The sequence below is a fragment of the Pseudomonas sp. Pmew2 genome (assembly GCF_058129885.1).
The window spans coordinates 2,601,429-2,626,089 of sequence record NZ_CM176702.1 but is presented as its reverse complement, the minus strand read 5'-3'; the positions used below and the strand labels follow the sequence as shown (position 1 = coordinate 2,626,089).

The 24,661-nt window shown below is 56.2% G+C and carries 36 protein-coding genes and 2 pseudogenes; 6 read left to right on the top strand and 32 right to left on the bottom strand.

Annotation, left to right across the window (positions count from 1 at the left end; all coding sequences use genetic code 11):
- Nucleotides 1-6: 6 nt before the first annotated feature.
- A complete protein-coding gene (locus AC4ANK_RS11955) occupies nt 7-264 on the top strand; it encodes a hypothetical protein (protein WP_236471194.1) in 258 nt (85 codons plus the stop codon).
- 170 nt (nt 265-434) lie between these two features.
- Here AC4ANK_RS11955 and AC4ANK_RS11950 read toward each other — a convergent pair whose 3' ends face one another.
- From AC4ANK_RS11950 to AC4ANK_RS11890, 13 genes are all read right to left on the bottom strand, one after another.
- A complete protein-coding gene (locus AC4ANK_RS11950) occupies nt 435-779 on the bottom strand; it encodes a phage tail protein (RefSeq protein ID WP_057446852.1) in 345 nt (114 codons plus the stop codon).
- Complete coding sequence (locus tag AC4ANK_RS11945; protein WP_095178994.1) at nt 779-3,349, bottom strand: phage tail tape measure protein; 2,571 nt, start codon at nt 3,347-3,349, stop codon at nt 779-781. Before AC4ANK_RS11945 ends, AC4ANK_RS11950 begins: the two co-directional genes overlap by 1 nt.
- A 47-nt stretch (nt 3,350-3,396) precedes the next feature.
- Nucleotides 3,397-3,549 (bottom strand): hypothetical protein, encoded by a 153-nt coding sequence (locus tag AC4ANK_RS11940; RefSeq protein WP_474200106.1) that lies wholly within the window; start codon nt 3,547-3,549, stop codon nt 3,397-3,399.
- A gap of 50 nt (nt 3,550-3,599) precedes the next feature.
- Nucleotides 3,600-4,037: a phage tail assembly chaperone family protein, TAC gene (locus tag AC4ANK_RS11935; protein WP_024691401.1), complete on the bottom strand. Its 438-nt coding sequence runs from the start codon at nt 4,035-4,037 to the stop codon at nt 3,600-3,602.
- 9 nt (nt 4,038-4,046) lie between these two features.
- Complete coding sequence (locus AC4ANK_RS11930) at nt 4,047-4,547, bottom strand: phage tail tube protein (protein WP_460382875.1); 501 nt, start codon at nt 4,545-4,547, stop codon at nt 4,047-4,049.
- A gap of 62 nt (nt 4,548-4,609) precedes the next feature.
- Entirely contained in the window at nt 4,610-4,978 is a 369-nt protein-coding gene (locus AC4ANK_RS11925) for a DUF3168 domain-containing protein (protein WP_057446206.1), read from the bottom strand.
- Nucleotides 4,978-5,463 (bottom strand): HK97-gp10 family putative phage morphogenesis protein, encoded by a 486-nt coding sequence (locus AC4ANK_RS11920; protein ID WP_057446205.1) that lies wholly within the window; start codon nt 5,461-5,463, stop codon nt 4,978-4,980. The genes AC4ANK_RS11925 and AC4ANK_RS11920 overlap by 1 nt, the downstream gene beginning before the upstream one ends.
- Nucleotides 5,456-5,794 carry a phage head closure protein gene (locus AC4ANK_RS11915; RefSeq protein ID WP_057446204.1) on the bottom strand — a complete coding sequence of 113 codons (339 nt, stop codon included), beginning with the start codon at nt 5,792-5,794 and terminating at the stop codon, nt 5,456-5,458. The genes AC4ANK_RS11920 and AC4ANK_RS11915 overlap by 8 nt, the downstream gene beginning before the upstream one ends.
- Nucleotides 5,794-6,270 (bottom strand): head-tail connector protein, encoded by a 477-nt coding sequence (locus tag AC4ANK_RS11910; protein WP_057446203.1) that lies wholly within the window; start codon nt 6,268-6,270, stop codon nt 5,794-5,796. The genes AC4ANK_RS11915 and AC4ANK_RS11910 overlap by 1 nt, the downstream gene beginning before the upstream one ends.
- Before the next feature lie 3 nt (nt 6,271-6,273).
- Nucleotides 6,274-6,690: a hypothetical protein gene (locus AC4ANK_RS11905; protein ID WP_057446202.1), complete on the bottom strand. Its 417-nt coding sequence runs from the start codon at nt 6,688-6,690 to the stop codon at nt 6,274-6,276.
- A 50-nt stretch (nt 6,691-6,740) separates the two neighbouring features.
- Complete coding sequence (locus AC4ANK_RS11900; RefSeq protein WP_460382878.1) at nt 6,741-7,934, bottom strand: phage major capsid protein; 1,194 nt, start codon at nt 7,932-7,934, stop codon at nt 6,741-6,743.
- Nucleotides 7,931-8,794 (bottom strand): head maturation protease, ClpP-related, encoded by an 864-nt coding sequence (locus AC4ANK_RS11895; protein WP_095178991.1) that lies wholly within the window; start codon nt 8,792-8,794, stop codon nt 7,931-7,933. Before AC4ANK_RS11895 ends, AC4ANK_RS11900 begins: the two co-directional genes overlap by 4 nt.
- 3 nt (nt 8,795-8,797) lie before the next feature.
- Nucleotides 8,798-9,961, bottom strand: a complete 1,164-nt coding sequence (locus AC4ANK_RS11890) for a phage portal protein (RefSeq protein WP_420803542.1) — start codon at nt 9,959-9,961, stop codon at nt 8,798-8,800.
- Here AC4ANK_RS11890 and AC4ANK_RS11885 point away from each other — a divergent pair.
- Nucleotides 9,942-10,253: a hypothetical protein gene (locus AC4ANK_RS11885; RefSeq protein ID WP_157063155.1), complete on the top strand. Its 312-nt coding sequence runs from the start codon at nt 9,942-9,944 to the stop codon at nt 10,251-10,253. The two genes, AC4ANK_RS11890 and AC4ANK_RS11885, sit on opposite strands and share 20 nt — an antisense overlap.
- Before the next feature lie 8 nt (nt 10,254-10,261).
- On the opposite strand, the gene AC4ANK_RS11880 is transcribed toward AC4ANK_RS11885, so the two are convergent.
- The 5 genes from AC4ANK_RS11880 to AC4ANK_RS11860 form a co-directional block, all read right to left on the bottom strand.
- Complete coding sequence (locus AC4ANK_RS11880; protein WP_057446198.1) at nt 10,262-11,995, bottom strand: terminase large subunit; 1,734 nt, start codon at nt 11,993-11,995, stop codon at nt 10,262-10,264.
- Nucleotides 11,996-12,481 carry a phage terminase small subunit P27 family gene (locus tag AC4ANK_RS11875; RefSeq protein WP_057446197.1) on the bottom strand — a complete coding sequence of 162 codons (486 nt, stop codon included), beginning with the start codon at nt 12,479-12,481 and terminating at the stop codon, nt 11,996-11,998.
- A 166-nt stretch (nt 12,482-12,647) separates the two neighbouring features.
- Nucleotides 12,648-13,043 carry an HNH endonuclease gene (locus AC4ANK_RS11870; protein ID WP_057446196.1) on the bottom strand — a complete coding sequence of 132 codons (396 nt, stop codon included), beginning with the start codon at nt 13,041-13,043 and terminating at the stop codon, nt 12,648-12,650.
- Nucleotides 13,034-13,393 (bottom strand): hypothetical protein, encoded by a 360-nt coding sequence (locus AC4ANK_RS11865; protein WP_046235914.1) that lies wholly within the window; start codon nt 13,391-13,393, stop codon nt 13,034-13,036. The genes AC4ANK_RS11870 and AC4ANK_RS11865 overlap by 10 nt, the downstream gene beginning before the upstream one ends.
- Nucleotides 13,394-13,858: 465 nt before the next feature.
- Nucleotides 13,859-14,035 carry a hypothetical protein gene (locus tag AC4ANK_RS11860; protein ID WP_156174823.1) on the bottom strand — a complete coding sequence of 59 codons (177 nt, stop codon included), beginning with the start codon at nt 14,033-14,035 and terminating at the stop codon, nt 13,859-13,861.
- Nucleotides 14,036-14,332: 297 nt separating this feature from the next.
- Here AC4ANK_RS11860 and AC4ANK_RS11855 point away from each other — a divergent pair.
- Together AC4ANK_RS11855 and AC4ANK_RS11850 are read left to right on the top strand one after the other, a co-directional pair.
- Nucleotides 14,333-14,872, top strand: a pseudogene (locus tag AC4ANK_RS11855) (MCP four helix bundle domain-containing protein); the annotation flags it as partial.
- 33 nt (nt 14,873-14,905) lie between these two features.
- Nucleotides 14,906-15,580 (top strand): annotated as a pseudogene (locus tag AC4ANK_RS11850) (methyl-accepting chemotaxis protein); the annotation flags it as partial.
- Between the two features lie 15 nt (nt 15,581-15,595).
- On the opposite strand, the gene AC4ANK_RS11845 reads toward AC4ANK_RS11850, so the two are convergent.
- Nucleotides 15,596-16,345, bottom strand: coding sequence for an IS5 family transposase (locus tag AC4ANK_RS11845; protein ID WP_460382697.1), 750 nt, complete (start codon nt 16,343-16,345; stop codon nt 15,596-15,598).
- A 22-nt stretch (nt 16,346-16,367) separates the two neighbouring features.
- Between AC4ANK_RS11845 and AC4ANK_RS11840 the strand changes: the two genes are divergently transcribed.
- The gene (locus AC4ANK_RS11840; RefSeq protein ID WP_460382881.1) at nt 16,368-16,817 is read left to right on the top strand and encodes a methyl-accepting chemotaxis protein; all 450 of its coding nucleotides are present in this window, start codon (nt 16,368-16,370) and stop codon (nt 16,815-16,817) included.
- A gap of 37 nt (nt 16,818-16,854) precedes the next feature.
- On the opposite strand, the gene AC4ANK_RS11835 is transcribed toward AC4ANK_RS11840, so the two are convergent.
- The 13 genes from AC4ANK_RS11835 to AC4ANK_RS11775 form a co-directional block, all read right to left on the bottom strand.
- Entirely contained in the window at nt 16,855-17,238 is a 384-nt protein-coding gene (locus AC4ANK_RS11835; protein WP_031598203.1) for a hypothetical protein, read from the bottom strand.
- Nucleotides 17,235-17,558 (bottom strand): phage holin, lambda family, encoded by a 324-nt coding sequence (locus AC4ANK_RS11830; protein WP_031598201.1) that lies wholly within the window; start codon nt 17,556-17,558, stop codon nt 17,235-17,237. The genes AC4ANK_RS11835 and AC4ANK_RS11830 overlap by 4 nt, the downstream gene beginning before the upstream one ends.
- A 99-nt stretch (nt 17,559-17,657) precedes the next feature.
- Nucleotides 17,658-18,125: a hypothetical protein gene (locus AC4ANK_RS11825; RefSeq protein WP_031598199.1), complete on the bottom strand. Its 468-nt coding sequence runs from the start codon at nt 18,123-18,125 to the stop codon at nt 17,658-17,660.
- Between the two features lie 160 nt (nt 18,126-18,285).
- Nucleotides 18,286-18,672 carry an antiterminator Q family protein gene (locus AC4ANK_RS11820; protein WP_031598197.1) on the bottom strand — a complete coding sequence of 129 codons (387 nt, stop codon included), beginning with the start codon at nt 18,670-18,672 and terminating at the stop codon, nt 18,286-18,288.
- 2 nt (nt 18,673-18,674) lie between these two features.
- Nucleotides 18,675-18,995 carry a hypothetical protein gene (locus AC4ANK_RS11815; RefSeq protein ID WP_002553180.1) on the bottom strand — a complete coding sequence of 107 codons (321 nt, stop codon included), beginning with the start codon at nt 18,993-18,995 and terminating at the stop codon, nt 18,675-18,677.
- A 172-nt stretch (nt 18,996-19,167) separates the two neighbouring features.
- Nucleotides 19,168-20,445, bottom strand: a complete 1,278-nt coding sequence (locus tag AC4ANK_RS11810) for a tyrosine-type recombinase/integrase (protein ID WP_002553179.1) — start codon at nt 20,443-20,445, stop codon at nt 19,168-19,170.
- Nucleotides 20,442-20,756, bottom strand: a complete 315-nt coding sequence (locus AC4ANK_RS11805; RefSeq protein WP_002553178.1) for a hypothetical protein — start codon at nt 20,754-20,756, stop codon at nt 20,442-20,444. Before AC4ANK_RS11805 ends, AC4ANK_RS11810 begins: the two co-directional genes overlap by 4 nt.
- A complete protein-coding gene (locus AC4ANK_RS11800; protein ID WP_025168077.1) occupies nt 20,753-21,118 on the bottom strand; it encodes a hypothetical protein in 366 nt (121 codons plus the stop codon). Before AC4ANK_RS11800 ends, AC4ANK_RS11805 begins: the two co-directional genes overlap by 4 nt.
- The gene (locus tag AC4ANK_RS11795; protein WP_002553176.1) at nt 21,115-21,318 is read right to left on the bottom strand and encodes a hypothetical protein; all 204 of its coding nucleotides are present in this window, start codon (nt 21,316-21,318) and stop codon (nt 21,115-21,117) included. Before AC4ANK_RS11795 ends, AC4ANK_RS11800 begins: the two co-directional genes overlap by 4 nt.
- A 37-nt stretch (nt 21,319-21,355) precedes the next feature.
- Complete coding sequence (locus tag AC4ANK_RS11790) at nt 21,356-21,499, bottom strand: hypothetical protein (protein ID WP_460382885.1); 144 nt, start codon at nt 21,497-21,499, stop codon at nt 21,356-21,358.
- A 1-nt stretch (nt 21,500) separates the two neighbouring features.
- Nucleotides 21,501-22,295 (bottom strand): ATP-binding protein, encoded by a 795-nt coding sequence (locus tag AC4ANK_RS11785; RefSeq protein ID WP_031598188.1) that lies wholly within the window; start codon nt 22,293-22,295, stop codon nt 21,501-21,503.
- Nucleotides 22,285-23,082 (bottom strand): LvrA C-terminal domain-related protein, encoded by a 798-nt coding sequence (locus AC4ANK_RS11780; RefSeq protein ID WP_031598187.1) that lies wholly within the window; start codon nt 23,080-23,082, stop codon nt 22,285-22,287. The genes AC4ANK_RS11785 and AC4ANK_RS11780 overlap by 11 nt, the downstream gene beginning before the upstream one ends.
- Nucleotides 23,083-23,321: 239 nt before the next feature.
- Entirely contained in the window at nt 23,322-23,561 is a 240-nt protein-coding gene (locus tag AC4ANK_RS11775) for a helix-turn-helix domain-containing protein (protein ID WP_020304837.1), read from the bottom strand.
- An 83-nt stretch (nt 23,562-23,644) separates the two neighbouring features.
- On the opposite strand from AC4ANK_RS11775, the gene AC4ANK_RS11770 reads away from it, so the two are divergent.
- Nucleotides 23,645-24,340: a S24 family peptidase gene (locus tag AC4ANK_RS11770; RefSeq protein ID WP_031598186.1), complete on the top strand. Its 696-nt coding sequence runs from the start codon at nt 23,645-23,647 to the stop codon at nt 24,338-24,340.
- Nucleotides 24,341-24,661: the final 321 nt, after the last annotated feature.

Sequence of the window (24,661 nt, the reverse complement as noted above, 5' to 3'; positions counted from 1 at the left end):
GTCAAAATGTCTGATGTAGAAAAGAGCGCGTTCGAAGCAGGCGTAATGTCTGCTCTTGCGGCAATCGCCGCCGCTCTGAAATCTTCGCCCGAATTCAACAATGAGGCACTGGTGAATATCGCACAACACATTTTGGATGCCGGGACACCGCACTCTTTTGACGGCCTTGAGGCAAAGCAAGCTTTTGCGCGCCCCTTACGCGTCTTGGTCAGCGATCAAGCTGCCTTGACACAATGGCTAGAAACAGGCAGCTCAAAGCATTAACGATATACTTTCATCGGCAGCATCGTCCTCAAGAATTAACCGGATGAATTGCTGCCGCCCCTCTGCATGCTCGGCATAGCCCCGCTACGTAATACTCCTTACACTCGGATACTTGAGTACGCATGACTCTTTTACTCTTGCTCCCTGAGCTCGGCTAAATTCTCAAGTTGTCACGGGTTAAAAGCTTGTTTGAAACTCACGGACAGTGAGTGTAATCCACCTCCCAAAGTAGCCGGCTTGTAACCTTTCGCTCTATAACGACCTTGGGAGCCACCAGGGGGCGTCCAGTAAAACGACTTGTAGCCTTCATGTCGGTCGAGAAAGTCCCGCACCTGTTGCAGCTTCTGCCCAGGCCCGTACCTTCCAGTGACGGTTACGTCCCAAGCTTCAGATCGGTTGTTAATGCCCACTCCACCGGATTGGCTGTAACCGTCACCGAAGTCGTTCTCCCAGGTGCGCTGTGAAACATCGCCCGAGGCGCCTACCTGCACATCAAAATCGAATGTCTCAGCCATTACGCGCGCCTCCAGAGCAAACCGCCCTGCCTCATCTCCTGCTGGAGAACCTGACGGACCTGTGCAGCAGCACTGTCGCCTATTGCTTTACCCTGACTTGCCGCTTCAGCAGCGCTCATGCCGGGCTGAGCCTCGACGGTGACAGGTACGCTGATACTGATCGGCGTAGACCCGCCGCCACCGACAGACTTGTCAGCCAGGTACTTGGTCAGGTCGCGGTTTTGGTTCGGGTTGAGCACGCGCTCACCGCCATCGAGCAGCCAGGTGCCTTCCTTCGGAATATTGTCCATACCGTTGTGAGCCATACCGGCGAGCGCCGATGAGGACACTGCGGCGACCATTGGCGCAGTTGCAGCAGCAGCGGCGAGTGCGGCAGCCGGCGCAGCAGCTGGACCGATCAGCGGGATACCGGCGGTCGATGCGTAGGCGTTCAGCGCTGCCTGCGCAGACGCTGCCTGCGCGTTGGCGATCAAGCCGGTTGCCGCCGTCGATTGGCCGCTTTTACCAACGAGCAGTTGAATGCCCTGATAGACCAGCCATTGCGCCGCCATGTCGCTCAGAGCGTTGATGACCGACTTGGACATGCTCCCAGCGAAGTCAGCGATAGCGTCTCCAGCATCCTCTGCACCGGTGACCACGTCCGAGAACACGTTGCCCAGGCCGCCGGTCAAATCATTCAGGCTGCCCGACACGAAATCGGCCGCGATCGCCGAATAGTCTTCGGCCGCATCAACGTAGTTCTGCCAAGCATCACTCACGCCAGCCATCCAGTTGGACTGGGCCTCGTCAATCCGATTGTAATAATCCTGCTGGATGACCATTCGTTCGGCCAGCGCCTCGGAGAGCATGCCGGTCTCTATGGCGTACAGCTCATCGCTTAAATCGCCGGAGTTGCGCTGCGCTTGGAGGTCCGCAGCCTTGCGCGCGTAATCCTCCTGAATGGCCATATCCTGCTTCAGGCGGTCCCGGGCTTTGTCGCCCATCCCGGCGCCAGCTAGCTCCATGTCGAAGCCAGCATCGACGGAAGCATTTTCATCCTTGAGGGTCGCCAGGAAGCTGACCGCCTTGGCCTCCTCCTCGTTGGCAACCTTGAGCTTTTGGAGAGCATCCAGCTCCGATGCCAGTCCCTCGAGGCGCTTCTGCTGAACAGCGTTGATCCCGACCAGCTTGCCCGATGCAACTTCGAAGCGAATCTTGTCCACTTCCGTAGCGTTTTTCTGCGCGTCCTTGCTGGTATTGATCAGCGCGATCTGACGCTGCAGGTCGGTCTCTGAGCCCTTGACGGTATCGCTCAGTTTCTTCGCCGCCGACGCGGCGTCCTTTGCAGCCTGCTTGGCCGCTTCCAGAGCTTTAGGATCGACTCCGCTGCCCTTTCCACCCTGATCACTGAAGCCGGTACCACCAAATAGGCGCTGGTACTCGCCCGCAGCAGCCCGCGCATCGGTGATGTATTTCTGAATCGTATCGCCCGCGAGTGGCGTTTCGAGACTTGCCTTGATCCCAGCTGCCGCCTCAGCGGCAGCGCCAAAGTTCACTTTAGCCTCATCGCGCAGACGCACACTGTCTGCTATGAACTGTTTGGACACATCACCAATGGTGAACTTTGCCAAACCCGCCGCGACATCCGCCATCATCGAAGATGTATAGCCAACTGCCGTCGCATACATACCTACAAGGGTATCCGAAACGATCTTGAATACTCTCGTAACTCCATCGCCAGCGCTAACGACAAATGCAGTTGCGGTAACGAGCTTGTCGCCCATATCCCCCACGACCTTTGTTACACCGCCGCCCGCTTTGACGCTGTCGTTAAGGTCTTTTGTCAATTGCTGAACCACTGGCATGAAATCATCAGCGATCTTGTTTTTTGTCCCCTGCAAGTTCTGCATGAGCCCCACAAGCTCGCTCGAAAACTGTTTCGAGACGGCTATGGTTTGAACGCTGAGAATAGCGCCGGCGGACTCCGCAGCATCGCCCAGCTGCTTGAACTCTTTCCCACTGTTGCGCAATAAGGGAACGAGCGCACTAGCCTCGTCGGCAATGCCTTCCATATAGAATGTCATTTCAGCCTGGGAGACATTCGCTTTCTCAAGGGTCGAAACATACAACTGAAGAGCTTCGGCGCTGTTGAGCTTTTTGAAACTTTCCGCTGTCACGCCGACTTTCGGCGCGATGACCTCAAAGAAGTCTTTCAGCTCGCCGCCGCCGGTGTTGAAGAAGTCACCCAGCTTGTCGTTGGTATCCTTGAAGATGTCCGCGAGCTTGTCCTGCTCAACGCCAACAGTTTTCGCGCCAGCCGCGTACTTCTGGAACTCGGTTGTTCCAAGACCGGCCAGCGCTGCAAGGTTGGAGATTTCCTTAGCGCTGCCGGCCGTGTAGGCGACCAGCCCTGTCAGAGCGGCAGGGACAGCTGCGATGGCAACGCCCACACCCTTGGCCAGGTTTTCAAAAGACTTGGCGATTTCCGCGTTGCGTTTCTTTGCCTCTTGGCTCGCCCTGTCAAGAGGGCCAGTGAAGGAACCGATCCTGGCCACCAAATCCAGCGTGAGCGTGCCCAGTGACTTGCTCATTCAACTCGCCTCCAAAGGTAAAGCCCGCTGTGCGGGCCTTTTAAGTTTTATGCCCAGCTTTCCATAGCCTGCTCGAGACTGATGGGCGGCTCGACCTCATGCTGCATGAAGTCGAAAATCTTGTACGGACCGTCCTTGTAATTCACGTTGGCGTACATCATTGCGAGCAATGCCGATCCGCGTTCCACCCGCATGCCGATGTTCAGAGAGCCACGTAGCTCCCGGTACTTCAGCCAGGACCTGAACTCATTCAGGCTGAGGGTTTCCTTGGCTTCCGCGATCGTACGCCCGCCGATGCCGGCGAGGACGAGCTCGTGCCAGAACTCTTCTTCGTCGGAGAGGGCGCCGTCTTTCCCAAGTTGTTGACCTGGGCGATGACTGTCAGCAACGCGAAAGTCAGGCTGGGGTCGAGCGAGCCACGCGTTGGATCAGCTTCACCGGTGATGTCTTCAACCGTGAAGACGGGCTTCCCCTCTTCGTCGCAGATACTTGCGGCAATTCGGCCCGCGTGAACCTGCACCTTGCCAGCGGCGGATAGCGCATCGTTGATCGCCGTTTGAAACCCCAGCGGCCTGACGTAGACCGTGGCGACGATTTCTTCTTCGCCCTGCTGCCATTTGATTTCTTTCTCAACGGGGCGGCCGGTAAACGCACCGACGCCGCGCAAGCTTTCAAGACTTAATTTCATCGCGATGCCTTATGCGTTAGCCGACTTGCGAATCCAGGCGGAGCCGCCGGAGCGCTGGATGGTGCCCGCAGTCTTCATGACTGTGTTTCCTGCGAAGTCGAACGGGAAGTCGGCGACATAGCCGTCGAACACGAACCAGGTGCGTGTCGGTGGCAGCTCGAAATCATCGCCATCCGTATTTAAGGTGGGCTTGACATCGAAGCCATCAGCCCAGCCAACGACCCACGACGTATTTTCGACCGAGTCGTCCTCGGAAAGCTGGTAAAGCCGGACGTGCGAGGCGTTTTTCGGATCAGCGTCTACTGAAAACGAAGCCTGTCCAGGCGTGCGCAAGCCGCGCAGGTATCGCCTTACCTTGTCACTCAGACACGTAATTTCAACTTGGTCTGCTGGGTTGCCGCCGGGGTTGAACGCTGTAATGCATTCCACCTCGATAACCTCCAGCTTTTTCGGGTCTGCGGATGTAGGCACCAGCGCATACATCTGAGTGCCTTGAGTCAAAATCGCCATTGTGTTCTCCAAATGTCGGGCATAAAAAACCCGCTCATGGCGGGCTGAAAAATTGGTTGGGACTACCTGAGCACTATCCAGTCGATATCGAAGCTCGACCGGTACAGCTTTGTTTCGGTGTCTTTGCTCTCGCCGCCCCAGCGGACCACATACGCTTTGAGCTCAATGGCGTGTCTGATGGCGTCGGTCACTGCCCTTGCCTGCGCGCCTGTGGCGGCATACACGTCGACTTGCAGAGTGAAGCTGTCGGCATCAGGACGGCCTGCGAGGTAGTTTTCTGGGCTGCCGGTGATGAGCTGCCAGACTGCATACGGCTTCGCCACGCCTTCGGGTGCATCATCGAACGGATAGAGCCTGGTGGGGCTGACGCCGAGTAGTGCCGTCACGCCTGCGTCAGCAGCGCATACCGCGAATATGGGTGCATATGACATCACGCCCCCCCTGAGGCCTTTGCCGCTTTTTTAATCGCGCGGTCAATGGCCTTCTCGTATTCAGTGATGAATGTGTTGGTTGCCTCGGCTATGTTGTCGGCCAAGGCTTTTCGCGCGAATGGATCCGCCCGCATTTTGGAAGTACCGAATTCGATCAAGCGCCAATGAGGCGTCGCAGCGTTCGCAGATTTGTCGCCGCCCTTCTTGAGGACAGCGCCTTGCAGAACACCAACCCGGAAACCCAGGTCCCCGCTCGACTTGAACAATTTCCCGTTCCAGCGAAGCGCGACGTTGTCAGCGATGGATCGGCCTGTTTCAGGGTCGTCTATCCGCTGCGCGCCTTCTTTCATCTTGTTGGCCACCAGCTGGGCAGCCTTACGCAGCGCCGACCGTCCGCCCTTACGCTTCATGTCCTGAGTGATCGATTCGAGTTTCCCAACGAGAGAGTCAATACCCCCCAGTTGGAAATCCACTGAGTCAGCCATCGTTGACCCCCTTGGCCACCAAGATGGTGAGATAGTCCAGACCTGAATCGGGATCGGGCAGCGGCGGGCCTTTGATGTCGTAGACATCACCCCGGTAAAGGATTCGCATCGTCGGCAGCACGCCGGCTCGGTAGCGGATAACCATCCTCGCGGTCGCCTCCGACTGGCTGGCCTGGGCAGCAATGAAATCCCTGGCGCTCAACGGCTCGACCGATGCGGGCACCGTGTCCCAAACTGTTTGCCAGCTCTCCAGCTCTTCGCCGGTTTGGGGGTCCTGCAGTCGGCCCAGCGCCTGGAACGTAATGCGATGTCGAAGTCGGCCGGCACGCATTACACGCCCATCCCGATGCGGTATGGCATAAGCAGCGACTTGGAGGCCAGTGGCAGCTCCGCGGCAATCGTGCCGATTACCACTTCCTCGCGGTTGGCGAAGAGGTTGCCCAGCTTGAGCAGGCATGCTGCCTGTATGGCCTTGTTGATCACGATGCCGAAGTCGTCCATATCTATCTGCTCAAAGCTTTCAGACAATGACTGGCGAGCGCGCTCGCGAAGACGGCAGCGAATATCAGAGTTTTCTGGCTCGTCGGCCAACTCCAGCGCGGCCCGGTATGCAGCTCTCGCGGCTTGAGTGCGCTGAATGGTGTCAGCCTTCACCTTATCGAGATCAGCCTGATCGGCATAGAACCGGCGCTGCAAAAACTGCATGACAGCTTCCTCCGCCGCGCCCAGAAATTCATCCACGAGCGGCTGATCCTCGGATTCTGCGTGCAGGTGATGCATGGCCGTTTCTATACTGATGACGGGCATGTGTCACTCCTGAGGTGGTTGGTTCTGCTCGGTTTTCGGAATCGAATTCTCGCCCTGAACCGGCGGCCCTTCGATAGGAGCATCAGGTTCAGGATTGACGGCGGGATCCGGTGTGGTGGAGGCTGAAAGTTTGGCCAGTTCGCTTTCGGCCTCTTCTTTCTTGCCGATAAACTCACCGACCTGAGCGCCCTCAGCGTCAATAACAATCCAGCGCTGCCCCTTCTTAGCAATCGTCAGCGCCGAGCGTTCACTGGAATTGGTGGTCAAAGCTGCTCCGACTTCGCCCACGATCTCGCAAAGCTTGAGCTGCTCCAGCTCCTTGGCCAGCCATACAGGCGCGGCATAAGGCTCGTTGTCGGTATCACGGATGATGCCGCGGTCCTCGTAAGCCCGCAGCGGTTTGATCAATAACTCTGACATGTCTCACCTCGGTGGGCCGGCGGTGCCGGCCACTTTAGGGGTTGCGCAGCTTAAGCCGCAGCGGCCGCAGCCGTGAGCTTGCCAGTGACGAAGGCTTCGGTACGGTAGATGGAAAACGCCAGACGCTCTTCGGCGCGAAGCGTGACCATGTTGTTTTCGAAGTCCTTGTCGTTCTCGGTAGAAATCAAAACTTCAATTTCCATCCGGTCGAAGATCTGCGCACCCAGTTTGAAGGCTCCCACCAGGAAGTCGTTTGGCTTCATTGCTTGGGTCGCGACTACCGGGCGATTCCACAGACGAGCCGCAGTGCCTTCCTGCGGTTGACCGATCAGATAGCGACCCTGGCTGTCTTTGATCAACTCGATCAGCGCCCAGTCAGTTGGGTTGAGCACGATGCCATCCGAAGGAAACTCTGCAAGCTCGGATTGAAGAAGGACCAGGCGAATCCGGTCGAGGCGCTGTTCGCCGGTTACGGTCCAGCCAGCTGGAGACGCGTATTGGTTTGCAACCGGAACGAGCCCTTGCAGATTTGCACCTGCTCCGCTGCCGTACAGCAACTGAGCCTCTTCAGCGAGCAGCAACCCATAACGAGCGCGCGCATCGATGTAGCTCTGCAAAGCCTTTGCGTCATCCAAAATCTGACGCGAGGCTTTGAACAGATGGGCGATGGTACGAACCGACGCCGTGACCAAGGCGGTCTCGATTTCGGAATACGGTTTTGCAGAGCCCTCCGGTACGGTCGCGGCATTGTTTGTAAAGCCTGTTTCGCGGACATACTCAAGGGAGCCCGCCTCAGTCTCGCCGGGTGCAATCAAATCTCGAATGGTGGCCCGACGCATGCCCGGCAGCGCGACAGTGTCCAGACGCTCCGTGGCCGCCAAGCCACCAGCGGATGTCGTGGTGATTGCGGCGCGGGGTACGGAAACACGACGAGAGCCACGGAACGACGAATTGACGCCTTCCATATGTTCGCTGGTAACAATCAACTCGCCAGCGGATTTTGGGGTCTTGATGCGCTGAGTGTCACGGTTGGCATTGACAAGCTTTTGCTCAGCTTCCAGAACGCGAGCCTGCAGTTCGCCCTGCTTCATCAGCAGCTCGTCCACCTTGGCACGAGTCTCGGCGTTCATCTCGCCGTGACGGGCGATTTCCTTGTTGCTGGTCTCCGCCTGGGATTTGATCTGGTCGCCAATGGTCTTAAGGCTGGCATTCAGCTCGGTGTATTGCTTTTCGAAGTCGCTCATTGCGATGGTCCTTGGAAAGATTTGAGGATGTCGGATGCCGCGCTCAGGGAGGCGGTGAGGTCTGGCGCGACAGCGCGGGGCTTATCGGACGAGGCAGCGTATTGCGTACCCCCGCCAGCAGCGCGCGGCGTGCTGGACTTGAAATTAGCGAAGAGTTCGCGGCGTTCGCTGCGGGCCATTCCAGCTTTTGCCAAAGCGATATCCATAGCCTTCAGCGCGTTACTCTGCTGGGTCTGCTCGTCTTCACGCTCGGTGATTTCGTCAGAAGAGAGAACGGCAGTTGCAAAGCCGAGCTCAACTGCTCGTCGGCCGCGTATGAACGTCTCGTCATCCATCATCTCGGCAATGTCAGCAACGGCCTGGCCGCTGCCTTCCGAGTAAAGGTCTGCCATCGCAGCGTCGAACTCTTCCATCGTGTTCGCGACATCGCGCAAGTCATGGCGGTTGCCGACTGCAAGCGTCCAGCAGTTGTGGATCATGAGAAACCCGCTGCTGGCCACTTCGCGTTTGGCGCCGGCCATGTAAATCACCGATGCAGCCGATGCGGCCAAGCCCAGAACCTTGGTGGTGATCGCCTGGCTGTGCTCTCGGAGCCGGTTGTAGATGGCCAGGCCTTCGAACATGTCGCCACCTGGCGAATTGATGTAAACGGTGACTGGCTTGTCGCCGATTGAGCGAAGGGCCGCGTCGATGCGCGAGACGGTAACGCCTTCCCCGTACCAGTCCTGGCCAATAACGCCGTAGATGGTGATGGTATCGCTGGTGGACTCCACGGCCGCTTTGATGGCCGGATTCCATCTGTCGAGCGCGCGCGGGCTCAGCTCGCAGTTAAAACTGCCAGCCTTGGATTTTGGTTGCATGATTTATTCCTTCGAGTTTGCCGGCTGATCTAGCCAGTTCTGTAGAGCTGCCCTTGCGGCTTGCCCGTCATCGCCCTGACCCAGTTTGTCGATCGGCGAAAGGTTGGTTTGCACAGTTAGCACACCGGCATTTCCGCCCATCTTGGGCAGGTTCTCTTTCATGCGGCATTCGTCGCGGGTGTAGATGCCGTTTTGCACCATCCCCGAATACAGCGTTGCCCGTGCGGCGCTATCAGCACGCATCAAGCCTTCAATGGAAAACTCGGGGTAAATCTGACGGCGCTGCGCAGGCGCCAGCAAACTGCGACTGATCCCTTCCTCGATGCGGCGCATGTAGCTGCGCAGCGTGAAGGTCAGGAATCGAAGCAGCTTCTGCTCAAGGCCGGTACCCCAATTCGATGCCTTATCGCTGTAACCGACCAGCGTCGGGTCCACCATGTAAAAGCGACAGATCTCCTCGGCGCTGTACTCTCGGGATTCCAGCAACTGAGCGTCCACTGGATTGATACCAATCACCTTGGCGGAAACACCCTTTTCCAAAACCGGTGATTTACCGGCATTCATCGCCCCGCTGATGCGTTGGACATAGTCGCGAAAATCGTCGCGCTGCTGCTTGTTCAGCGTTGCATCAACCTCAAAGGCCACGGTTTGGTGCATGCCGTTTTTGAACGTGAAGCTCGCAACGTCCTCTGCCGACATTGCCGCGCCGAATACGTCGGCGCCGTAGGCGATGGGTGATAGCCCGATTTGCCCGTCCAGAGAGAACGCAGGGATATGCATCATGTTGCTGCCAGCAATATCGCGGAGCTGCCCGTTTTTTTCCCGGTATCGGTAAAGAATCTCGCCGTTGTCCGCGACATCCAAATCCATGCGGTTGGGCAGCAGGAATTCAAGCGCTACGATCCGGCCGCTTATACGGATGATCTCGACAAAAGCGTTACCCCGCAGCAGCATCGAAGCTACTACGGCCTCCCAAAACTGCACAGCAGTCATACGGCTGTTCGGGTTGGTGTTGAGAATCCAATGCAGGTCATTGTCACCGGCCACCTCACGACCGCCATCAGGCATGCGCCGGTATAGGCCGAGCGGCAGCGTTGCGATCGTTTCGGAGATGAGGCGAACGCAAGACCAGCAAGCGGCCAGGCGCATGGCTTTGTTGATCGTCACGGTTTTCCCGTTGGCGGATGTGCTGCCCACGGTTTGCGCCCAAATTCCGGAAGCGCTGCCGGAGAGAGACCTGCCCACCCAATCGATTATCGATGACCGAGGCGCGTTGATTGCACCGCTCAAGACGGATTTGAAAGACTTAGCCACCGGTCAGTCCCCTTCGAATGAATGCTGCCGCGACGAAGCACGACGAAGCGGCGGCAAGAAGCGCCCAACCCACGCCAAGCAGTACGTAAACACCTGCCACAGCAAGGGCAAAGCCCAGCACTGCAGTCAGCAGGTAAATGATTGATGCTGTGTTCATTCGAATATTGGGTCCCGGATTGAATCCATGAATCGGTCCACGCCGCCATCGCCGGCAACGACTTGCATCATCGCCCGCCCGACCGACATGATCAGTGCAACAGCGCCATCGATCTTGTTGTCATCGCCCTGTTTGATGGGGCGTACTACGTCGTCGTTACCGGGCATGTTTTTGCCGATCACGTTGCCGATACACCAGGTCATGATCGGATTGCCGTCATGGTGGAACCTTCCAGCGGTGATAGCCGCTTCCAGCTCTTTCATGGCGTCGGACATGTTGGTGTAGTTCTGGGTGATGGTGACCGGGTTGAAACCCTCGTCGTCGAAGTCATGGCTCAACCCAGTAGCACCGTGTGGGTCAATCGGCGACTCGCGCAGCGGTGCGTGTTTGTTTGCCTCTTTGGTGTCTTCGAGGATTTCGCGGTAATCGATCTCGGCACCATCGGTTACCTCAAGGTGTTTCGAGTTCAGCCAGGCCTGGAAGCGCTCGGACATCCGCTTGTTGTCGCTGTCATAAGCGGTGTCGTATGGCACCCAAAACTTGGGAGCCACGCTGTAGTAGTGAGTCTTTCCGTCGATCACCTTCCAAAACAGGCGCGCCCTCGAGTTCATGTCCAGCTTTCGCGCAAGGTCGAAACCGGCGATCCACTCTTGCCCCTCGAATTGATCGAGCGTAAGGGAGGTGTCCTCGCAGGACTTCCAGTCCTGCATGTTGAAGAAGCCAGACTTGGCGCTCACCCAAAGGTTGAGGTGCTTCGTTTTGAAGGTGTTGGTGAACCGAGCCGAGCGGATCGCCCGCGCCTGCTGGCTTTCCAGATATTCCTGGAACACTGACACGCCGTGGTTGGGGTTGGCCTTGGCCAACATCTTGGGGTCGGTCCAATCGTCGCCCTCATCAAGCGTCCAGATCCAGCCGAACAGTTCATCGTCTGGGACAGTGCCCTCCAGCATCTCAATGACCTGGCGACGCTTGTCGTAGCAAGGCCCCTCGATATCGGCGCCGGAAGTGGTGATGATGAACATCAGCGGTTGCCGGCGGGCGCCCATACCGGTGAGCATGGTGTCGTACTGGGCCGAGGTGCGGTGCTCATGATATTCGTCCACGATCGCGCAACTGGGTGATGCGCCGTCACCAGGGTCGCCAATAAGTGGCTCGAAGCGACTGAAGTCGGACGGAATATTCATGTTCGAGGCGTTGACCTCAATGCCCGCCGCCTGGACCAGCATCGGTGACTTGGCCACCATCAGTTTCGCAGGGCGGAAAACCTCCCAAGCCTGCTTCTCAGTGGTGGCACCTGCGTACACCTCGGCGCCGTACTCACCATCCGCAACGAACATGCTGATGCCGACACCGGCCGCAACTACCGACTTTCCGTTCTTGCGGGGAATCTCCCAGTAGCTCTCACGAAAACGGCGGTACCCGCCCTTCTTCTTGACCCACCCGAAGGTGACGGCGAGACCGAAAAGCTGCCATGGCTCAAGGCTGATTCGCTGACGCTTGAACGCCCATTCACCCTTGGTATGCGGCAATAGCTGAATCAGCTTGAGTTTTTTCTCTGCCTTCGCTGGATCGAACTTGAATCTGAACCCGCGCTTGCGGCTGGCTGCCATGTCATCGAAATGGCGCTGCACTGCTTGATGGATGTAGCGACAAGCTGGCACTTTCCCACTCAGAAGAGACCTACCCCACACCATCGCTTTATCAACGTTGGGGTGGGCGGACTTGGCCATTCAGGATCTCAATAGTTCGGCGAATTCGTTGGTCTCTTTTTCCTTGTTTCCTCCGATCAGACGTGTGCGGCTGGCTGGATCAAGGCCGAGCATCGACCCGAACGTAACCATTTGCCGCATCGTTTCGTTCGCCGCGGTCAGTGCGGGGTTTTTCATCGGTCCGCCGGTGGCACCGGTAACCACGATGCCGTGGGCCTGGACTGACTGCTGCGCCATTCGCCAGTTGTCGTATGCAACGCAGAACGCTTCGACGTTGTGTAAATCAGTTATCGCAACCACGTTTTCGCGCAGAAGCTCGGGAACAATCATCTTCCACATCTGCGAAGCGCGGTCGCTGAGCCATCCGGGCGGATCAACATTTGTGATCTTCGAAAAAGCGGGCTCGGCCTTATTCAGCGCGCGTTTGCCGGGATTTCCGGCTAGTGCTTTCTTGGCGGTCGGCTTGGGTTTGCGACCACGGCCGGCGACCGTGGCGGTACCTCCCATCGCGCAACTCCAGAATTTTTAATTTCGCGGGTGTAAAAAAACGACTGAGGGCGCGGTCTAGAAGCCAAAGGGACCAGACTTTTGACCCTCCCCCACCGCACCAGACTGGTGCGCGCACCATACCGGTGCATTCCGTGAAGCCCGCCGAGAACCGTTCTCATTTCGGTCAGCACGACCGGGCAACCTGGGTGTTGCCCCACCCGCCGTCCTCTGCGGCCGTCTTCGTGCTGTGGCATGGATGACACATGGTCTGCCAGTTGGATCGATCCCAGAACAGGTCCATGTCACCCTTGTGAGGAACGATGTGATCAACGTCTGTCGACGCTGTGACACGTCCAACGCGCTCGCACTCTACGCAGAGCGGATGCTTAGCCAAGAAGCCCTTGCGCGCCTGTTGCCACTTGTAGCTGTAGCCGCGCTGGCTGCTGGTCTCGCGTTGCTTCTCCCGCTGCTTCACATCGAACTGCTTGCCTACATCCTTATGGGCGTCACAGTACCGAGGGTTGCGGATCAATGTGTTGCAGCCCTGGGCATTGCATGGTTTCTGCGGCCTCAACGGCATGGTGTACCGTCCAGGTAAGTCTGGGGCGCTGCATCAGGGTCTTCTGGCTCTTCTTCACTCAGTGCGTCGATCAGCAGCGTCTGTTGCTCTGTCATCAGCCGAAGCAGTTCTGTCTGCTTGCGCATCTCTTCAAGGATCGCAGCACCATTCGGCTGCAGAGCCACCTGAATGCCAGGTTGACTTACCAGCAAGTTGCACCCAATCCGCTGAGCAAATGGCTCAAGGCTCTTGGTCACTCGTTCGTGCTGAAGGACTGTCATAGGGTTCTCTGGGTAGATCACCAGTAGATCGCCCTTGCTCGGTGTCAGCTTTTGTATCTGGCTTAGCAATGAGTTGCTGTGCTCGTTCATATGCCACCTTGCTCCACTTCTTGAACTACTAACGCCGAAAGGCACCCCCAATGCATCTCGCCACCAAACCCCGCAAGAAAACTGTTTGCGGTCAGATTGATACCGTTCGGCTGGATTCCTTGACAACCGCTCAAGCCGAGAAAGTCTGTGCCGATATAAGATTCTTGAAGCTTAGCAAGATAGCTCAGGAGGAGCCATGCCCGACTTGAACCAAATAATTAATAACCATCAATTACTCTCAGACACAGTCCTAAAGCTGAAGGCGATATACGCTTCAGAAGACCCGATAGTTGTTGGGCTTTTGGAAAAACTTAATAACTCATTAGTTGCGCAGCACGAATGCATGACCCGTTTATATGAGCTATCCATTCTGAACGCTAATTTGGCTGAAAATTCGCAGCCCGTATTATGCTTGGTAAACTCGAATAGACGTTCGATTTTTTAAGCGTTTGCTTCCTTGGAATATCACTTTGATTTGCTACGTTGTATCTGCGCATCCACCTGGTCAGCACAGGTATCCAGCAGGTTGATGGCGCGATTTTTCAACGCCCAAAGATCGCCATTCAGGGCTAGCTCGTCGTCGCTTTCACTTACCCGCTCACACGGGACCATTTCCAGTGCTTCCAGTCTTACCGATGTCATCTTTACCGCCACTGGCTGCGGACTTGTCGCACAGGCCGTTAGGCAGAGGCTGAGGAGTCCAGGCAAAATAAGTCTTTCTGTTGACTCTGAGCGTATCAACGGTCTTTTGTGGCTAAAAAAACGGCCCTTCAGCCCCCGAGCAATCCGATGGAACAAAGGGCGCCGCAAAGGCTGCGAAACGAGGGAAGGGCTGCGACCTTTATACGTGCTTGTCGTGGATTGCCGCTCAAGTTTAAGCCGATCTGGCAGATATATCCGTAAAGCCCAACTCACAGTACATTACCTAGGAATGACTTCATGAACTTTAGATCCTTTCGCATAGCTCCCAGGGCAGCTATTGCCTTTTCTATTATTACGGTTTTCGTACTGTTGCTGGGCGCCTTTGCCTTCGAGCAAATACGCGAACTTAGATCGACTCAACAGACTCTCGAGAACGACTGGCTACCTAGTATTCAAAAGGCAGACGACATTCAGATAGCATTGCTTCATACTCGACTTGAAGGTATCCGATTACTTGCCTCGACAGACTCCGAAGTGTTCGAAACTACAGCAGAGACAATAAAACGAAATCGTGATGAACTCAATACACTCACAGAGTATTACAAAAAATATTTAATTTCTGGCGAACAAGAAAAAGCACGATTTGAAGAAGCGTCCACCCTGATGAAGCAATACCTTGACGGGTTAGACCATTTGGTTGGACTCGCCCGAGCAGATCGGGGTGCTGCTATTGAGTACGCTAACGGTCCACAAGCAGATAACGCCAAGAACTATCAGATTAAACTTACAGCCCTGCGCGATGTAAATTCCGAGGGAGTGAAAGAATCTGGCGAGCACTCTGCCGTTGTATACGAGCACAGCCTTAAAGTCATGTTTTTTATCGTCAGCATGTCTCTTCTGGTCACAGTGTTACTTGCTTGGAGACTTACAAAAAGCATGTCTAGCCCCATAGGAGATTGCCTGGGTGTCGCTGAGGCGATAGCTAGAGGTGAATTGAATCGCTCCATCAACGTGTCTGGAAAAGATGAAGCCGCCGGTTTGATGCAAGCCCTCAAACAAATGCAAGAAAATCTTAGGCAGACGATTCAGGGTATCGTGAATTCTTCTGCTGAACTGACATCGTCAGCCACGCAGATGCAAACAGTCACCGACAAAGCTGGTTTAACTCAAGAACAGCAAAACGGCCAAATCGATCAAGCAGCCACGGCGGTTACCCAGATGAGCGCTGCCGTTGAAGAGGTGGCACGGAATGCAACATCCACATCCGAGTCCGCACGCGAATCGAGTCACGCGGCAAAACTTGGAAATAGTAAGGTGACTCAGACACTGGACGCTATGAAGCAACTCACTTCTCAGGTGGAAAGTACCTCAGAACAAGTACAAGATGTTGCGGACCAGGCCCAGAATATTGCTGAAGTCGTCAGCGTCATTCAAGCGATCGCCGGTCAAACCAACCTGCTTGCATTGAACGCTGCCATTGAGGCAGCACGAGCTGGAGAGCAAGGCAGAGGCTTTGCTGTTGTAGCTGATGAGGTTCGTGCGCTAGGGTCTGTTCCCGTTTCACATTGGCAGCCACAGAAAAGCGCAGGCCATTGCTATGACGCTTTCATAGTTTCTCTTGAGTTTGTCGAACCGAGAAGCCGCCGCCCGGAAATGCTTCAACCGGGCAAAGGCGTTTTCTACGAGATGTCGATTGCGATATAACCCTTTGTCCAGATCTGCGTTCCCTTTCAGAGAATTGCGCTTTCGTGGAATCACCACTTTGCTGCCTTGCTGCTCGACCTGAGCGCGTATCGCTTCAGTGTCGTAGCCCTTGTCCGCAATGATCACTTCTGCATTGGGCATCTTGGCAATCAACGAGGCCGCCTGCGAACAATCATTGGTCTGGCCTCCGGTCACGTCAAATGCAATGGGCAGCCCACAAGCGTCTACAGCCAGGTGAATCTTGCTGGTGTTACCGGCTCGGCTTTTTCCGATGGCCTGGTCCTGCGTGCTGGCAGCACCTGCACTGTGCTGATGAGCCTTTACATAGCTGCCATCAATGAAAACCCACTCCATGTCAGGATCGGTCATCAGCACCTCAAGCACCTTGACCCACTTGCCTGAAGCAGACCAGGCATTGAACCGCTTGTAGACCTTGCTCCAGTTTCCAAACGCTTTCGGCAGGTCTCGCCAAGGGCAACCCACACGCATGCGGTACAGCATGCCTTCAACCGTGGTGCGCAAATCTCGCTTGTTGTAGATCGATTCGTGCAGCAAAATTTCTCGAAGCTTCGGCCAGTGCTCATCACTGAGCATTAATCGGGGCATTGCAGGCTCGTATTGGTGTTGTGTGAGAACTCCAACAATACGGGCCTGTTCTCATAGAGATCAATGGGTTACGTCGAAACGGGAACAGACCCTAGCCCAACGCACCCAGGAATCGACTAAAAAAATCGAAAGCATGATCATTGCTATCCAAGAAGGTACTAAGGGCGCTGTGAGCTCAATGCAAACAAGTACATCTCAGGCGCATGCTACGTACGACATAGCTCAGGAAGCGGGTAAAGCATTACAAGAAATTATGGACGCCGTACAACTTATTGAGGAGCGCAACATGCAAATTGCTACAGCCTCAGAGGAACAGGCCTATGTAGCAAGGGAGGTGGACCGCAACTTAATAAGCATTCGAGACCTATCTGGCGAAACTGAAAAAGGTACACACCACATAATGAGCGCAAGTAAGAAAATGTCAGGTTTGGCCGTCGTCCTCGAGGGCATGGTGAAGAAGTTCACACTTTAAGCTTGACCAAAAAACAATGTAGCCCGACCTAATCAAGTTAAATTAGGTCAGGCGCCAAGACGGCATCGCCACTGCCAGCGCCCTTGCCGCGTAGGCCGTCAGGCAAAGGCTGATCAGCCCACTTACGAACAGCCGGGCTCTTACGCTTGAGGTCTTCAAAGTCTTTCGTCGCTTGGCGGGCCTTGTCTTCGCTGGCCTTGAGGCGCTGCTGCAGATCGGCCGTGTAGTTGGCATTGCGCTTGGCCTCGGCCTGGAGCGTGGTAATTGTCTTCTGGCTTTCGGTGTTGGCGTCGGTGGCATCCTTGGCAGTCTTCATTTGCAGAGTCACCTGCCCTTCCAGCGCGAGGACGCGGTACTGCTGGATACCCACCAGCAGCAGGCCTACTAGACCGATGATGATTGCAGCGGCAATAGCATTCATACGGAATCCACCTTGCGGCCAATGAATCGGGTCACCAACTCGCGTATGGCCGTAACGCCGAGAAAGCCGATGGTTCCACCAGCGGCAACAGACAGACTGGGCGGCCATGCCATCCACTCGATCAAGCTTGAAGCAACCAAGCTGAGGGCACCGCAGATCAACGCTTCAAAGAAGATCCGGCGTTTGCTGGTTTCTTTGGCGTCATAGAGGATGCGAAGTAGAGAGACGACGATGGCCATAATCATGCCCTGCCACAGTGGGTTTGAAATGGCCGCCACGATCCTGGCCCATGTATCTGGTTTGTCAGGCATGGTGCGCATCCGGTCTCAACCCTTTCGGGATCTACAAAACAAAAAGCCCCAGCAATCGCTGGGGCTAACGATGAAAGTTATGCCTTGAATATACTCACCAAAAGGCCATTACCTCGTTGCACTACGAGCCTTAGCGATCGCTCGATTGAACATTTCATCAAACAAAGGATGCATATCATAAATACCGACATCGAAAGATGTTTCATCGTCGAGAAAAACTGTAACACCAGCTTCTGATCGCTCCATATGGAGCTGAAACAAGAGGATGCCCTGCTCAAGACCAATAGAGTCTGGGTCGAAGTTTAGACGGATGACAAATTGGATTTGTGAACTGGATACTCGAGGAAAAGCCGTGCGTGTAACACTTTTAAATCTGCCTTGCTCATCGAGCACACCAATCGCAACAGCGGGCTGATTCTGTACATCGATTAGATTGGAATTGGTTTCGGACAAACCAAGGTATTTCGCAAACTCTTTGCGCAATGTCAAAGCGGTACCACGTAAGCTTTTAAGATCCTGGTCATCATCTTCCAAGGACTTTCGATATGCGTTGGCGATTTCTGAAAATTTCGTCATCGTCTTGCTCCGCGATTTGAGCAATCACAATGCCACACGTGGGCACCACATCCAACAAAAAGCCCAGCGTTTGGCCGGACTAGATCATGAGTGGTGCCGCGCTGGTACAGCTGAACACCGTGCAATGAAAACAGGTGTTTATCAGGCCTGAAAGAACTTTCTACGCAGCTGCGCAAAAATCTCCCAAAGCACCGTCAACCCATGCCACCCCTTGGCGGATTATTTCGCGCGCGGACCGTTCCGACATCTTGTGAGACTCAGCGATCCGGACCATCGTCCACTTGAAGCCGAAGTACCACCAGATGAAATCGCCCATTTGCTGGTTGCGCGCGATCAGCCTTGCGATAGCCGCATCCACAAGCATTGCCGTTTCGTCGGTGATGACATAAGTCATCGCAGTCGGCTCTGGGCAGCACTGGTTCATCAGCGCCGCCAGCGGGGAGACATATTGCGGCACGCCCATGCCAGATATACGCCAAGAGCCCCAGTTTTCCAGCAGGTACTCGGTATCGCCCAAAGGCTTGTCGACATATGTACGTTTTTTCATGGTCAATCCCCTGTGTAATTCGCTCCACCGGCACCGCGGCGGTTGTTCTGGTTATAAATGGCGGCAGGTCCAGTCATCTGGGCCGGGCGCTTCAATTGTTCGATCTGTCGGTCGGCGGCCTGCAAGCGCATGCTCAATTGGGTCACCAACACTTCCAGCGGCAGAGGTTGACCTGTCTCGGCGGCGACCCAGCCAGAGGCGTTGCACTGCACGCAGGCCATTTCGTGGAAAACACCCTTGATCACAGCGCGACCTCGGCAGGCCGCGCACTGGGCCAGGTCGAGTTGGTCGGCGCGGAACGCTGGGCCGTGAGTCTTCTTCATTTAATGGACCGTCCCTTTTTGCGGCGCAGCCAAGGACGCGGCGTGTTGCTAACCGGGCGGTCTTTCTTCCAAAAACGCGCAGCACCATAGGATTCCAAAGCCTGAAGACACCCGGCAAATCCGAGATTCGGCGACCGGCACATCATCAGCTTTCTATCTGAAGTGGTCATTTTTAAACCTCGCCTATGGTTGATTCTTGAATAGGGTCACAGCCCTTATGTTCCGTGGCCTGTAGCCCGTTACCAGAATCTCCCGATCTAAAGCCGGTCAATGTCTGAATGCGGTTCAGGCCCTTTGAATCTAGATGCGCGTGCCACTTCTCAAGGGCATCGCGCTTGCGGCTCATCACGTCCGACTGGATGTACACCTCCACGTTGTGGCCCATCGCGTGGTTGATCAGCAGTTCGCCAATCAGGTGGTCGATGCCGATGTCTGCCCAGCCGGTGCGCGCGACCTTGCGCAGGTCATGGCTGGTCCACTCGCCCTGCCCCAACCGGGTGAACACGGCGCTCGCCTGGCCCTCGCTGAGCGCGTTGCCGCTGCGGGACGGAAAAAGGAACTGACCTCTGTACCCGCCGGCCAACTGAATGTCCCGATAGCTGATCAGCAGGTTGCGCACCTGGTCTGTCAGTGGCAGGTGATGCTCGACACCGGTCTTGGTGTTCTCGGCCGGGATGAACCATTCACGCTCTGCCAAGCTGATGTGCGACCAGCGCGCCTGCCGCGTCTCGCCGATGCGGGTGCCGTGACAGAGCATCATCAGCGCCAGCAGGCCGTCCGCCGGTTCGTCCTCGAGCACGGTCAGCAGGTGCGCGATAAGGTCCTGCAGCTGGGTGCCGCGCAGCCGGGAAGGCTTGATGCCGACCTTGGCTTTCGAGAAGTCGCTGAACTTGATGTCCTTCATCGGGTTGGCCGCGATCAACCGGAGTTTGAAAGCTTGTCTAAACGCCAGGGCGAGCAGCTGGAACGCCGACCGCACGTAGTCAATGCCGATGGTTTCCTGCGCTGGCCACATGAACTGATCGTCCAGGCTGGCCTTGTCGATACCGGTCAGCGGCAGGTCGCCCAGACGCGGCTTGAGGTGGCATTTGATCAGCGAAGCGCCGGTCTTCTTCCGTTTCTCGGACAGGCTGCGGTCGCGTGCCATGCGGTCTGCGTACCAGTCCAGCAGCTCGCCGGTCGTGACCCACTTCGACAGGTTCGAACCGGCACCGGCATCGAGGCGCAAGCGGATGGCAGGCAGTGCCGCAACGACCTGCTTGGCTGACAGATCGGGAAAGCTGCCGACGAGGTTCCATTTGCCCTTGCTGACCAAGTACCACGACGCCCGTGCGCGATCCCGCGTGAAGCGCAGGTACAGGCCACGGTTCTCCACGTCGCGCAGGTCACGCTCGGTGCCAGCGGCCTGGCGCTTGATTTCCGCGTCGGTGATGCGCACGGCGGCTGTCATGCTGGCTGCGCCTCATTGGCTTTTTGCTGCTCTGGGACGAAGTCGTCGCGTAGAGGCATTAGGTGAACGGGCGCGCATAAGCCCCAGTCACTTTGCTCAACCGTGCCATCTTCGAACCAGCGGCAAAGGCCTTCACCACGAACAATCCAAACGGGAACGTCCGCATGCTGATACTTAAGCCCATTAGGCGCGGTGTAAATTTCATCGAGCTGGACCAGCTGGATCAGCTCACATTGCTTACCAATGTTCTCGACCATGCTGAATGCCCCGACGATCAGCGCCAGGTCGCCCGGCTTGAATTGATTGTTCATGCTGGAACCTCAACGTAGTCAGAAATTCGAACGCGTACAGCGCCACCTTTGATGGTTTCGGCACTGATCTGCAGCTGGGTAACGAACCTGCTGTCGTCGATGCCCAGGGCCTGGGCGACGCCATCGCGTCCGGACTTGAACGCAGCGATGCAGTTGTCATCGTCACGCCGGCGCCGATCCGGCGGTATGAACTCAAGCGCAAGCAAGGCACGACCTTGGGGTACGGGTAGTCCAGCCTGACGGCAAAGCAGATAGCAGGTGTTCCGGTACGCCTTTGCGGCACGGCTTTTGGTAGCCCAGTGCGTCCGGGCGTTGGGACTCAGAACCTTTGGTGGCCAAGGCAACATCAGATCGGTGCTCATAGCGGCTGCCCCGTAACCACGTCGACGACCTCGAAAGTGCTTGGCCACATCCATGCTCCGTAACGCTTGGCCATCGCCAAATCAACGAACAAGGCCAATGCATGGTCAGGCGTCGAGCTCAGGTCATACTTGAACGAGCAGCAGAACACCGCATACCGGTAAGTTTCGATTTCTGGTAGGGCCAGGCGTCTGCCGGTCATTGCGAGCCCCCGAGGTGCATGGCGAGAATTTCAATGGTCAACGCAGCGCGATGAATCCAGAGAGCCCAAGCGTGCTGGCGGCATAAAACCCGCCGGGGAGCTTGTCTAGCCGCATACTCATGGCGGCAGCAGCCCTCTCGAACATCAGATTTTCTTGTTCAAAATCAAGTTGCATGCCCATGTCAGAAACCCTCCTTGCCGCGCTGGGATTCCCACTCGAAGGGCAGCACGATCACTCCGCCCTCGCGCAGTCGATCAACGCAGCGCTCGCCCATCGCCACTGGCAGTGCCTGTCCGTCGAGGTTTGAAATAATCACGGTCGGGCGCATCTGCTCGTAACGGCCATTGATGATCGCGAACAGCGTGGTCAGCTCGAAATCACTCGGAGCCTCTTTGCTGACGCCGATTTCATCGAGAACCAGCAAAGACGGCATTACGAGAGCCGCAATGATCTGCCCTTCGGTACGTTCGCTGCCTTGCCGGTAGGTCGACCTGATGTCATGCAGGATCGTGCCGAGCGTTCGGTAGACGGCCGTGGCGTCAGTCTTGCGCATCAGCTCGTTGGCAATGGCAGTGCCCAAGTGCGTCTTGCCGGTGCCAGGCTTGCCGAGCATCAGCAGGCAGCGACCCGTTTCGGATATTTCCGGAAACCTGTCGACGTACTTTCGAGACACCCGTAGGGCCTCTTTCTGGCCCGCGTTATCGGCGATGTAACCGTTCAGGGTCTTGGCTGCAAAACGCTTCGGAATCAGCGCTGCGCCGAACTTGAGAGATAGCTCGTATCGCTCATTGATCCTTGCACGCTCCGCGTCCTCATCCTTCGCGATACGCATGCATTCCGGGCAGCCCGTTTTGAATACCCTGCCGAAAATCACGTTTACGGTCTGAGGAAATTGCCCATGGTCATCGCAGATCCCGGTCGTCTGTTGCGGCGGGGCCGTGGCGCTGGGCATGGAAACGACGTTTTCAGATCGCATAGCTGCCATCCTCCCGAGCGATCAGTCCAGCGGTGTAATCGCGATCAGCAAAACCGTGGTGCCGGGAATTGGGGAATTGATGCACGTTGGTTGCAGGCTGCACCTCATCCTCCCAGCGCTGGCCGTTGAGCCAAGTGGCTGGGTGCGGAACGAACCGGCCGCCGTCCTTGATCCAGGCCAGCGAAGCGCATTGCGTGGCCAGGCCCTGGGCGATCAGGGCGAACAGCTCGTCATTGACCTTGAGTTTCCGCCAAACCTTCTCGGCTGCCGCCTTCCCCTTCTTGTTCGGGTAAAGCTTCCAGAACTTGGGGAACAGATCGCCAGTCGTCGGCGACGATGCCGAAGGCGTCGGTGTGTTGAGGGGATCAGGAATCAGAGAATCAGGAATCAGAGAATCAGCCGGAGCGCTACCGATAATGGCAGTAGCAGTACCGCCAAAATCGGTACTGATACAACCTTCTGATACAGAAGGGATAACTGACTCCGGTTCATTACGATGCGGGTTCTGATGTTTGTCAAAATTCTCGACTTGGATGTAGCGCTTGCCGGATACCGTATAGCGGACAATGAAGCCCTCGGCCGCCAGCCAGGCCAGCATGCCATCGACATCAAGGCCGTCACGGTACGGAAAGAGCTCGCCTTTGATCCGAAGAGGACGATCCTCAAGGCGGCCAGCTTTATCAGCGAGCAGCCACAGACCTTCGAACAGCAAGGTCAGCATGGGATCAGCCACGCCAAGCACTTCGTTCTTGAACAACGCTGGTTTGATGTTGCGTGCGCGGGCCATATCACAGCCCTCCATGCGTGGGGGTTGAAAAATGACGCGTCAGATTTCGCGTTAACGACGAAGCTGACAACCCTTCGCAGGTATTGCTCGTCGCTGAATTGGTGGGCATAATTGACCTCGTTATGTTGTGAAGAAGCCGGTCTAGCCACCGGCTTTTTTTGCCTGAAATTTGGTACTGGATGAATCAACAGCCCATCCGCTGTACTACCTGCCCTTCCCGCCTGAGCGGATAATTCACGTCACGCCGCTGACTTGTTCGGATGCGCTTCGGCAAGCAGCCAGGAAGCCTCAAAAGGCTTACCCCGGGCAGCAGCGAGCGCTGAGATTCGCTCGGCGTAATGGGTTTCACCTGTGTACTCGGTGCGCGGCAAGCACTCGGCGGAGAGCCATTTGTAAACGGCGCGCGGGGTCTTCCCGCACGCCAAGGCCACCACCGGAACGCCGCCGGCGTCGTCAATCGATTTCTTTAGCGGGCTCATGTGGCCTCCGGGTAAAATATGAACTTGCAGTACATATTATGTCGGAACTGAAAGTACATGCAAGCCAGTGCAGAATTGAACCTATGGTTCAGATCGAAGATTTGAGAGCGGCCTTCGCGGTTCGCCTAAAGAAAGCACTTGCAGAAAACCACATCGAGCCGTGGGGAGCGGGCGTTCGTCTCTCAAAAATGACAGGCGTCACTCCGAAGGCGGCCAGCAAATGGTTGAACGGAGAGGCAATGCCTGGCCCAGCCAAAATGAGGTCGCTATCGGAGGAGCTGAACGTGCCGCTGGCATGGCTCCAGAATGGTGTTGACGACACCTCAATGACCTCACGATCTGTCGCCAGTGCGCCATCCAACGTAGCGATGGTTGAACAACCCGCGGTCATGTACCGCTATCCGGTAGTAAGCACTGTTGCTGCTGGCGCCTGGATGGAAGCTGTCGAGAGCTCTTTTTCAGACCGATACGAGACGACTGACTACAAGGCCAAAGGCCGCGCCTTCTGGCTTGAAGTGGCTGGAGACTCGATGACGGCACCGACAGGCGTGAGCGTTCCAGAGGGAATGCTGATACTGGTGGACCCTGGCGTTGAAGCGAGGCCCGGCAAGCTGGTGGTTGCGAAGCTCCCCAGCAGCAATGAAGCAACCTTCAAAAAGCTCATAGACGATGCAGGCCAGCTCTATCTGAAGCCGCTGAACCCTGGTTACGCAATGATTAAATGCACAGACGACTGCAAAATCATTGGCGTAGCGGTACGTGTTACAGGTTTTTTGTAGGCTAGATCGGGTCATCCGGCGAGCGCTTTTGTTTAGCGTTCATCCAGTTGGGTTTTCGGCACGCGTGGTAGAATCCGAGCACAACTCTATGGAAGGATGAAAAATGCAATCGTCGAAAATCTTTGTCTTGCTATCCGTCGCAATTTGCATGGCCGGTTGCGCTGCTCCGCAGCAAAAGCCGCCCCGAGCTGCCCCGCACGAAACTCACGTCTTCAAGCCGATAGCTTTCGAATACGACTCGAAAAGGCCGGCGGCCGCTAACTTTACACCCCTATATTTCAATGCGATCTGGAAGCTGTCACAGGGAGCTATGCCGTTCGA